At 37.3% G+C, this 10255-nt stretch carries 8 protein-coding genes; 4 read left to right on the forward strand and 4 right to left on the reverse strand.

Annotated features, from left to right (window positions below; all coding sequences use genetic code 11):
- Window positions 1-156 precede the first annotated feature (156 nt).
- Window positions 157-582: a hypothetical protein gene (locus NEOC95_RS00790; RefSeq protein ID WP_242678221.1), complete on the reverse strand. Its 426-nt coding sequence runs from the start codon at window positions 580-582 to the stop codon at window positions 157-159.
- 284 nt (window positions 583-866) lie between these two features.
- On the opposite strand from NEOC95_RS00790, the gene NEOC95_RS00795 reads away from it, so the two are divergent.
- From NEOC95_RS00795 to NEOC95_RS00805, 3 genes are all read left to right on the forward strand, one after another.
- A complete protein-coding gene (locus tag NEOC95_RS00795; protein WP_166156954.1) occupies window positions 867-2069 on the forward strand; it encodes a D-alanyl-D-alanine carboxypeptidase family protein in 1203 nt (400 codons plus the stop codon).
- Window positions 2070-2675: 606 nt separating this feature from the next.
- On the forward strand, window positions 2676-3083 hold the full coding sequence (locus NEOC95_RS00800) for a hypothetical protein (RefSeq protein WP_166156951.1): 408 nt from the start codon (window positions 2676-2678) through the stop codon (window positions 3081-3083).
- Between the two features lie 60 nt (window positions 3084-3143).
- Window positions 3144-3554, forward strand: coding sequence for a hypothetical protein (locus NEOC95_RS00805; RefSeq protein WP_166156948.1), 411 nt, complete (start codon window positions 3144-3146; stop codon window positions 3552-3554).
- Here NEOC95_RS00805 and rsmA read toward each other — a convergent pair.
- From rsmA to NEOC95_RS00820, 3 genes are all read right to left on the reverse strand, one after another.
- Window positions 3541-4389: a 16S rRNA (adenine(1518)-N(6)/adenine(1519)-N(6))-dimethyltransferase RsmA gene (gene rsmA, locus NEOC95_RS00810; RefSeq protein ID WP_166156945.1), complete on the reverse strand. Its 849-nt coding sequence runs from the start codon at window positions 4387-4389 to the stop codon at window positions 3541-3543. The two genes, NEOC95_RS00805 and rsmA, sit on opposite strands and share 14 nt — an antisense overlap.
- A 102-nt stretch (window positions 4390-4491) precedes the next feature.
- Window positions 4492-5574 (reverse strand): SurA N-terminal domain-containing protein, encoded by a 1083-nt coding sequence (locus NEOC95_RS00815; RefSeq protein ID WP_166156942.1) that lies wholly within the window; start codon window positions 5572-5574, stop codon window positions 4492-4494.
- Between the two features lie 117 nt (window positions 5575-5691).
- Window positions 5692-6819: an RsmB/NOP family class I SAM-dependent RNA methyltransferase gene (locus tag NEOC95_RS00820; RefSeq protein WP_166156939.1), complete on the reverse strand. Its 1128-nt coding sequence runs from the start codon at window positions 6817-6819 to the stop codon at window positions 5692-5694.
- Between the two features lie 1460 nt (window positions 6820-8279).
- Here NEOC95_RS00820 and lnt point away from each other — a divergent pair.
- The gene (lnt, locus tag NEOC95_RS00825) at window positions 8280-9944 is read left to right on the forward strand and encodes an apolipoprotein N-acyltransferase (protein ID WP_166156936.1); all 1665 of its coding nucleotides are present in this window, start codon (window positions 8280-8282) and stop codon (window positions 9942-9944) included.
- Window positions 9945-10255: the final 311 nt, after the last annotated feature.

Raw genomic sequence — 10255 nt, forward strand, 5'->3', positions numbered from 1 at the left:
ATATGATTAAGTAAATATAAACTCTAGAAATTATTTTATTTATCACAAAGTAATTGATAACCCCCGTGACCGCTTACCTTGCTACAAAAATAGAGAGCTGCAAGCTTTTAATTTATTTAATTTTTTATAAATCTACCTTCTAATAGGAAAAAAACCTTATTTAATACTTTTTAAATATTCCTCGTTTTCTTGAATCTCATATAAAAACTTTTCCAATACTCTTAAAACAGTACGGGAAGTATTATACACACCTGCTGCGCTAAATATCAGTTCAAGTTTAGGGCCTGCAGGATAATTTAAAGCAATCATAGTGTAAGTTAAGGGGATCTTATGAGCATTTTCAGGGGCTATCCACACGACAAAATCTTCGTTAATAAGAGTAAGCTTTCCGTTAGATTCTATTAATTGAAAATAACGTGTAAGCGATTGACTTTTGTTCCATGGAGAATGGAAGCAAAGCAGCTCCATATGATGTAAAAGCGATAGGTTAACAGGGATAAGCAATTCAGAAGAGCCCAAGCCAATATTTTTATAAAATTCTTTAAATTTTTCTTCTATCAAAGCTAAATTATGCATGGCCATAATACTCCATATTAAAGATAGAGGCTAAATTTTATTTTAATTTGTACTTCTATGCAGATGAATGGGTCTATTTAATAAGATGAGAGGCTGCTATCTTAAGCAAATGGCAGGCCAACCTAACAGAAAGGATTAAAAAAGTTGAAAAATGACTTTGAATTTAGAATTTAAAGAGTGTAAATTTGTAAAGCCGAACGCTTTCATTGGTGGTAGGCTAAAGGTATAAGCAGGTCATCTGCTTTTTGGGGACTAACCTGCAAGAAGTTAAGTAAAAAACGGGAAGAAGTATGTTTTTGCAAAAATGGCGCTTAGGACTTTTACTTTTTTTAGGAATAGGGTCTCTTAGCGCAGAAAAGCTGGAGGTGAGTGTTGAGTCAGAAGCGGCAATTTTAATTAATGTAACTAATGGAGCTATCTTATATGAAAAAAATGCCCATACTCTTAACTATCCTGCTAGCATTACTAAAATAGCCACTACTCTTTATGCTCTTGAGCAAAAAGGCCATCATCTTTCAGAGATTGTAAGCGCAGATGCTGAATCTATTGCTTCGATTTCTGAGCAAGCTAAGAAAAAATCTAATTATACGACTCCTTCTCACTGGATTGAATATGCAAGCACCCATATAGGTATAAAAAAAGGCGAGAATTTTACCTTAAAAGAACTCTTATACGGCATAATGGTGGCTTCAGCCAATGATGCCGCGAATGTAGTGGCTCAGCATGTGGCAGGAAGTGTTCCTGTGTTTATGAAAGGTTTAAACGGATTTATCAAAAGTTTAGGTTGTGAAAATACGTATTTTACTAATCCACATGGATTACATCATCCTAAGCATCAAACTACCCCTTATGATATGGCTCTTCTCACACGTGAGGCCATGAAAAATCCTATCTTTCGTGAACTAGCGGCTGCGCCAAAATTTATTCGCCCCAAAACTAATAAACAAGAATCGGTTGTTATCTTGCAAAAAAATCGTTTATTACGTAGAGGAGAATACTATTATCCTCAGGCAATTGGGGTTAAAACAGGTTATACTTCCATTGCCCGCCATACTTTAGTGGCCGCAGCAAAGAGGGATGGACGTGAATTGCTAGCGGTCTTGATGAAGTGTAAGGAGGGAGGGCAGATTTATCGAGATGCTATCCATCTTTTTGAAGCAGCGTTTAATGAAAAACAAGAGGAAATGATCATCCTTGAGAAGGGACCTCAAAAATACCTCCACTCTTTAAAAGGTGCGGACAAGCCTTTGAAAACTTTTATAAAATCCAGCTTAAGTCTTAAGTACTATCCTGCTGAAAAACCTGTAGTAAAATGTTACCTGCAATGGCATTCATTAAAATTGCCCATTGTTAAAGGCCAACAAGTCGGCGAAGTTTACTTGCAAGATAGGAATGGTCAGCAGCTCCAAAAAGTAGCCCTTTATGCTGAACAGGGGGTCCAACAAACCTGGATAGGATGGTTGAAAAGTCTCTTTAAAATTACAAAGGAATAAAATTTTAGTTTTTAATAAAATTTATTAAAGATGTAAATAAAATAGCTTAAAAAAAGTAAAAACTTCTTTTCTTGCCAATAATGAGAGAATAAATGATAATATATTCTTTTAATTTGTAAGGTTAAGGAATATCTAGAAAATTTTGAACAAAAGTTTCCCTCTACCTAACGCCTATCATAGCTTAAATCTTTGAAAACTAATCTTGGAAGTTGGGTAGCTAGTATTTACAAAAAGATCAACTGGAAAAGAAGGCTTTATTGTTGGTTTAATGCTTGTTTTCCATGAAGGGCACCACTTAAAATAGATGAGAGAACTAGTATAATAATTGGGATAGCTGCCATGCTTATGAACGTGACTGCAACAAATGCAGGAGAGATCTTTAGAAAAAGCGTATGCTTAAAGATTAAAATAAAGGCCTAGATACGATGCTCACCCTTCCAGGCTATCTTCTTGCTCTGGTTCTTTGTCCAATAAATAATAGGGTAGATTCTCGGAATATGCTAATTTGTAGGAATCATTAACCCCGCTAAAGCTTTTCCTACCAAATAAGTTAGAAATAATAATAATAATAAATAACTTGTTCGATCAAAACTTAAAGGATTTTTTATGAATTTACCAGATACATTTCCAGTAACTAATAAGAGCTTAAAGCCTTTTAGAAAAGATTTTGGAAAAAAGATACCTAGTACTTATAAACAGGCCAACTGGAAAGGAAGACTTTACTGTTGTATTCAATTAGCCTGTTCGCCATTGACGATACCTCTTAAAATAGTTAGCAAAGTTAACCGGATAGCAGGGCTGGCTACCGTGTTAATGCTCGCAATTATAAAACGCGCCGAACAAACCCTCAAGATAAAACATACGGCTAAAAATTGGGATAAAGAACGACAGGTGGTATTAAAAATTACAGACTGCCTTCTTGCTTTAGCTCTTTGCCCAATAACTATTGGAGCCTCTAGACTGCGTTACTTTGTAGGAATCATTAACCCCGCTAAAGCTTTTCCTACCAAATAAGTTAGGAATAATAATAAAATAATAATGTAATTTGTTCAGTTAAAACCTAAAGGAGTTTTTATGAGTTTCCCATCCACATTTCCAGTAACTAATAAGAGCTTAAAGCCTTTTACAAACTATTTTGGAGAAAGAGTACCTAGTACTTATAAACAGGCCAACTGGAAAGGAAGACTTTACTGTTGTATTCAACTAGCATGTTCGCCCTTGACAATCCCACTTAAAATAGCTAAGAGAGCTGGCAACGTAGCCGTGGCGGCTGCGGTGTTGATGAAAATGCTTATAAAACGCGGAGAAGAGTTTCTCAAGGGAAAGCCTGTGCGTAAGGATTGGAAGGATGAACGAGAAATAGTGTTAGTACTTAGAGACTGCCTTCTTGCTTTAGCCCTTTGCCCAATAACTATTGGAGCTTCTAGAATACGCTACTTGGTAGGAATCATTGACCCAACCCGAGCTTTCCCTAAACGCTATTAGTAAGTTTTTGATATAAATGCATAAAATCTTCTAAAGAAAGCTCTTCAGGACGTGATTTTACATCGCATCCAATTTGCAGCAAGGCTTGCGAGACAGCCTGGCTGCAATAAAGCTCTTTTAATGAAGCGCGCATCATTTTACGTCTTTGCCCAAAAGCTGTGCGGGTCATTTTAAAGAAATCATCTTCATTGGCCACAAAGGGCGGCTGATGTAAATCTAAAGTGACTACCGCCGAATCTACATTAGGGATAGGATAAAAACAAGCTCTTCGTACCATGAAGGCATAGCGGGGGGTAGAATAATAATTTAAGAAAACGGTAAAAGAGCTATATTCGCTTGTGCCTGGCTGAGCTGTAAATCGGCGTGCCACTTCCTCTTGGACCATAACTACAACTTTAGAAACGTAAGGGTAAAGCCTAACAAGCTGGATTAAGATAGGGGTTGTCAAATGGTAAGGGAGATTGCCCACAATGATAGCTTTTTGTCCCGGTTGTAAAATTTCCAATAATTTTTCCTTCAAAGGGAATTCCAATACATCTTCGCAAAATATTTCCAATCTATTGGGCTCTGTTTGTAAGCGCTGCAATGCTTGGGCCATTACAGGATCTTTTTCTATCATCAATAATTGGGGGCCCTGCTTTATTATTTCCTCTGAGAGGCAACCTGGCCCTGGCCCAATTTCTACGACCAGATCATGAGAGGAGATAGCGGCATAAGCCACAATTTTGCGAGTAATGTTTCCATCGATAAGAAAATTTTGAGAAAGACCCTTTTTAGGACTTACGCCTAAATTGTTTAGGAAATGATGAAGCTCACTAGGGCGGTATATAGGCATAATTTTAAGTTTTTCCTTATCCTTGAAACATAATAAATTTTCAAAATAGGTGGGTCTATCTACTTTTTAAACCGCAATCATTCCGAAGTAATTATGCTCAAGCTAGATTTTAGAGCTCAGTATAAAAGGTTCAAAAGCAGCCTGATCAGTTTTAGAGGTGTAAAAATCTTGCACAGAGAAACGTTTGCGAATTTTTTTTAGGTAAGCTTCAGTCTCTTGAGCAATAGCTTCTTCTATAAGTTTATCTTTAATTTTAAGTTCTACCTCTTTAAAGGCAGGCGTTCCACCTTTTATCCAATTTTTAAGCACAAAAATACGAAAAAAAGAGCTGTTCTTATCTGCTCGATTTTTTTGAGCGATTGGCTGACTATGTGAATGGGGTGTCATTTTTGTTAAAATGGCTTTATAGGCTTCCGAAATGTCTTTTTCTGGTAAAGTGTATTCTTCAGAGACATTAATTTGCGTACTGTCAAAATGAGAGTTTGCCTTAACGTAAGTCGATAATTTTTCTAATGCTATATGATCATTCAATGCCTGGTAAGTTAAATGGGCAGCTTCCGCGCTTCTAGCTGGATCAGGATCACGAATAGAGATAACATTATATTGCCAAGTATTCGGCTTGATGTTGGCAGGGTTTTTGGCAAACTCCTCGTATGCTAAACGAACAGCTTGAGGTGTTACTTTTTTTAGTGCTTTGGCATTTACTCTTAAGTAAATCATTCTGCGAATAGTAATGTCTCCTTGCACAATTTTTTGTGCTTCTTCATATGACAGGCCAATTTTATCCAAATTGCTGATAATATGAGGTCCAAATAGGCTCTCCATCTCTTGGCGAATATCACCGTTGCTTACAAGAAGTTTATTTTCGCTGGCATCAGCCAATACTAATTCTTTATTAATTAATTCATCTAGCACATGCTTCCAGTTAACTTTGTAAAATTGATAGCGTGCTGGGGTAGAGGAGGTGTAATCAGGAAATTCACGATAGAAAAGAACATCCATTTTTTTCATTACATCTAAAACAGAAATCGCTGTGCCATTCACCTTGGCTAAAATGCGGTTATTTACTACTAAAGCCGAGTTATCTTCTTTACCTAAAAAAGCAGCCTTTCCTTCAGCTTGTAAAGGTGTAATAAAACAACAATAGATTAGAGCAGAAAAAAATAAAATTTTTTGTTTCTTCATGATTAAAAGTGGGTTGGTGATTAGTGAGGATTAATTCTATCATCTATGCCATCTAAAAGATCTTAGCTGCAGAAAAAAAAGCTTGCTAGAGGGCCAGCGGCTATTACTATAAACGATTTAAAACTTCAAAACAACCCCAAAAAAGCCATCCATTCCTCCAAGCGATGGAAAAGATTGAAATATTTGATTTTCTACCTTTAAATGATAGCTCTTAATAAAGTGGTTAAGTTGATGTTCGTTTTCTTGGGGTAAGAGGCTACACGTTCCATAAATGATACGGCCGTCTGGTTTCATAAAACTGAGAGCTTTTTCAAAAATTGTTCTTTGCTGGCCTATCAGCATCTTCAGCCCTTCTACTTCAAATCTCCATTTCATATCAGGATTGCGACGTAGTGTACCCGTTCCCGAGCAAGGCGCATCCACCAGCACCCAATCCATTTTTTTCTTTAATTTTTTAAGCTTGGGATCGTTGGCTAGTATAATTTGTCCATTATGGATGCCTGCGCGCTTCAAACGTTTTTTTGCTTGTTGCAAGGCATAAGAACGTATATCATGTAAGAAAATTTGCCCTTTGTTTTGCATGGAAGGAGCCAAAGCTAAGCTTTTACCTCCCGAGCCTGCGCAAAAATCCATCACTAGCTGGCCTGGTTGGCATTGCACGAGATTGGCAAGGAGTTGGCTTCCTTCATCCTGTACTTCAAATAGGCCGGCTTGAAACTCTGGAATTGTAAAGAAATTAATTCTTTGAAGAAAATTAATCGCATGGGAAGAAGCTAAACAGGCGCTAACCTCATATTTATCTTGTAAAAGCTCTAAAAGTTTATCACGGGTAGCCTTAAGAGTGTTTGCTCTTATAGTCGTCGGGGCGGGAGTATTGCTTACAAGACATAATTCTGAAGCTCGTAAAGCTCCGTAGCTTTCTACTAAAATATTATAGAGTGAATCTGGAAAGCTAACTCTTATGGCAGCAGGAATACTGGGATCATTTTGATGGCTTTGCCAGTCAAAGTAAGGCAATAGAGCTATACGTTTATTCCAATCAGGAGCCTCTGGAATTAAATAATCGATAAGGCGTATCCATCGAATTAAAAAATAGGCATTTTCAGCAATAGAGGCGCGGTCTTTAGAGCCCAGAGCTTTATGAGAGCGGAAATAGTTGCTTATAAAGGCATCTAAGGGAAGTCCTTGTTCGTCATATGCACTAAGGAGCTGAAGAAGATGATAAGCACGAAAAGATTGTTTCATAAAACAAGGCTATATAAAAAAGTGGAAAAAAGATTGAATGTTTAGAATAAATTTTATTTGTATCTAATAATTTTAAAAATTATAAACGAAATCTTTATAAAGCGGCAAGGAAGAAAAAATGCATATATACTTCCTTCCTATGTGGAATAGTATTTGAAAAGCTATGTCCCTTCCCTAGCTTCTTTATCGTTGCTGCCTGGAAAGATAATAAAATTTATAGATGCGACTTGAAGTGCATGCCTCTGCCAGCATCCTTTAAGATTAGCTAGTTTTTGTGTGCCACGAGCACATTTTAGATGTGCGTAACTATACGAAAGATGAGGAAAATGGCTCCTCGAAGTCGCTTTGCAGGAAGAGATTTCAAACCACCTTAAGCTGCTTTGGTCAAAAGCCAAGGTAGTGAGCGTTAAGGAAAAGGTATGATAAACATATCAGGTGAGGACTAAAGAGACGAACGAAAGTGAACTATTGGTCCAAGTGTCGAAAGCTTAAAGATGATGTCAAAACTGGGGGCTAAAAACTCTTTCAGGATAAATTTAGGGGCAACCTGTTTACTGCCTAAATGGCGTCCGGCATAAAGATAGCGTGAACTTAGTCTAGGCTTTTGTATGGAACGTGGGAACCTCATAGATGATGTTAAGAGAAAACCATATAAGTGAAGAACACAAAGTGGGAAATATCGAAGCATGTATGAGGGGCAGATCAACTCGTAGTAGTGAGGAAGTCTTTGTAATGAAGAGGGAGCGAAGGGGTTGAATTGTTCAATCCACCTCAATAAGTCAAGTAGAAATACGAGGAACTTATGAGGGTGGAGAAAAGGCTGGAAAGCTTGAAGAACAATAGGAGCCGTATGAAGCGAGAGTTTCATGTACGTGTCTGTGGGAGCCTAAGGGGGAAGTTCCCTTGGGCGACCCGACCCGATTGCCCGATAGGTTACTAAAAAATTTTATTTTTTACCTATGTAAGCGGCTTGCCAATAAAGAATGCGGTTGTCTATAAAAGAAAAGGGATTTACTTCTTTTGTGTAGCTGTGTTAACTACAAGCTAGTTTTTAAGGGTCTTCCTATTGTTGCATATCAATAAGTCTTTTCTTTTCGTGCCATAGGGAAAGCTTAAAATTTTTATGTTTCTCTAAGTGCATAGGGGCTACAAATAATTTTGCCGAAAATTTATCTTTAAGCTTCGAAAGAGGGGCTTGATGAAAGATAAGGATGAAAATTTAATTGCTTTAATATTTATCTAAGCCGCAAGATTTAATCATCTAACGTTTTTTGAATTTATTTATTTAATTTCTAAAGGGTTCGATCTCTTGTCCTTTGTGAGGGTATTCATAGAAAAAAGCCTCTCTAGCTGTTTTTCTGCAGAAGGGTGGCAAAAAGAAAGAAAAATCACCCAGAGCATTAAATAAAGTCAGCAGTAAAAAAATCTTTTTGGCTTAACCTTAACCTAGTTTAAAATTTATGCCACTCAGCCGTTTACAAACATTTACTTGTATTATACTTTCTTTAATAATCGTAGCCTTCGGCCAGCCTTATTGGAGTCTTACAGCTTCTTTTCTGGCTTCAGTTATGGGTTTTGCCTTGTTTTTCCGTGCTTTAGCTTCTTTTCCTAGTAGCAGGCAACGGTTTTTTGTGGCGACCGCTTGGTTTGCTATGGTTCAACTTATCCAGTTTTCCTGGTTCCTCTCTCATCCATATCTCTACATTATCGCTGTATATATTTTGCTGGCTTTAATCTTTGGGTTGCAATTTGGTTTTATTGGATGGCTAGCATGCTCGCAGCGTATAACCAGTTATAATCGAATAGTCCTGCTGTGTAGTTGCTGGACGCTTCTTGAATGGTCACGCTTATTTATTTTATCCGGAATTGCTTTCAATCCTATTGGACTTAGTTTAAGCGCAAATTTATATACCCTTCAAAATGCCTCTTTAGGAGGAGCTTTTGGCATGTCTTTTTGGGTTCTAGGGGTAAACTTACTAGCATTAAAAGCTTGGCTTGCCTGGCCACTTTACAGGCATATATTCTGCTGGCTTGCCTTTGCCGCATTTCCTTTTATATTTGGATTTATTCAGTTAAAGTTGCACGATTCGAAAGTTATAAAAGATACTTTTAATGCTATTCTTGTTCAGCCTGTATTCCCGACGGAAGAGAACATGCTCTTTCATAATACAGCTTCCTATGTGAAATATGTGGAAGCTGAATGGCAGCAAATTTTGATGCTTTGCAAAGAGCATTTAGGAAAGAATGTCCATTTAATTGCTTTGCCCGAGTTTATTGTACCTTTCACTACCTATACACCTGTATATCCTTACCAAAACGTTAAGAAAGCTTTTCTCGAAGTTTTTGGAGAAAAGGCCTACTCTGCTCTTCCTTTATTGCAAGAGCCCTTAGCTTCACAATGTATGACTGAAAAAGGATTTATTTGGATGGTTACCAATGGTTATTGGCTACAAGGATTGGCTAATATCTTTAATGCGCCTGTCTTATCTGGAATGGAAGACGTTGAGGACTTTTTTGACGGACATAGAGAATACTATAGTTCCGCACAATTTGTTGAACCTTCTTCCTATCAACAGCGTACGCTTCCTTTTAAACGTTATGATAAGCGCGTCTTAGTTCCTATGGGTGAGTATATACCTTTTTCCTTTTGCCGTTCCCTGGCTGCCGCTTATGGTATTACTGGCTCTTTTACACCCGGTAAAGAAGCTAAGATTTTTCCTGCTTATGTTCCTTTTGGAGCATCCATTTGCTATGAAGAAACATTTGGACATTTAATGCGTGAAAATCGCCTGAAGGGAGCTGAATTAATCGTTAACTTAACCAGTGATGTATGGTATCCAACGGTAGCACAGCAGCATTGTGATCATGCTCGCTTGAGAACAACAGAAAATGGCATTCCTCTTATTCGTGCTTGTAATACAGGAATTACCGGCGGTTTCGATGCGTTTGGGCGCGAGATAAAAATTCTTGGCAATACTTACTATGAAAAAATTTGGAAGCCGGGGGCCCTTTATCTGCAAGTTCCGCTTTTTTCCTACAAAACCCTTTATTCTATAACGGGTGATTATCTTATTGTCTTCCTATCTGTTTTAGGTATAGGTGGGGCTTTCTTTTTTCGTCGCTAACTTTACTTAAAATTATAGCTCCAATTAATTGTATACTTGATGATGTACTTTTTTTCTTGTTGACTAATTTTTAATAAAATATTGTTGTAACTTAGTACTACAGTGGTAATAAAAAATATAGTATGCTATTTTATTTGTTAGGTAGGGAGGTGAGGGATGGAATTGAAAGCAATAAACCAAACTATAAAACAAAAAAAAGAAGAGCTAGCTCTATTTTTAAGGCCTTTTTTTAGCCGAGAAGAAGCTAGACAAGTGGCTTTGCAATATACATGGGGGTTAATGAGCAAAGCAGAACGTAAAAACACCTGGCA

The sequence above is a fragment of the Neochlamydia sp. AcF95 genome, assembly GCF_018342455.1.
Taxonomy (GTDB): domain Bacteria; phylum Chlamydiota; class Chlamydiia; order Chlamydiales; family Parachlamydiaceae; genus Neochlamydia.

Coding starts and splice junctions, on each gene's coding strand:
- rsmA (WP_166156945.1), bottom strand. CDS start 4,389: ATGCCTATATACCGCCCTAGTGAGCTTCATCATTTCCTAAACAATTTA.
- NEOC95_RS00805 (WP_166156948.1), top strand. CDS start 3,144: ATGAGTTTCCCATCCACATTTCCAGTAACTAATAAGAGCTTAAAGCCT.
- NEOC95_RS00800 (WP_166156951.1), top strand. CDS start 2,676: ATGAATTTACCAGATACATTTCCAGTAACTAATAAGAGCTTAAAGCCT.
- lnt (WP_166156936.1), top strand. CDS start 8,280: ATGCCACTCAGCCGTTTACAAACATTTACTTGTATTATACTTTCTTTA.
- NEOC95_RS00795 (WP_166156954.1), top strand. CDS start 867: ATGTTTTTGCAAAAATGGCGCTTAGGACTTTTACTTTTTTTAGGAATA.
- NEOC95_RS00790 (WP_242678221.1), bottom strand. CDS start 582: ATGGCCATGCATAATTTAGCTTTGATAGAAGAAAAATTTAAAGAATTT.
- NEOC95_RS00815 (WP_166156942.1), bottom strand. CDS start 5,574: ATGAAGAAACAAAAAATTTTATTTTTTTCTGCTCTAATCTATTGTTGT.
- NEOC95_RS00820 (WP_166156939.1), bottom strand. CDS start 6,819: ATGAAACAATCTTTTCGTGCTTATCATCTTCTTCAGCTCCTTAGTGCA.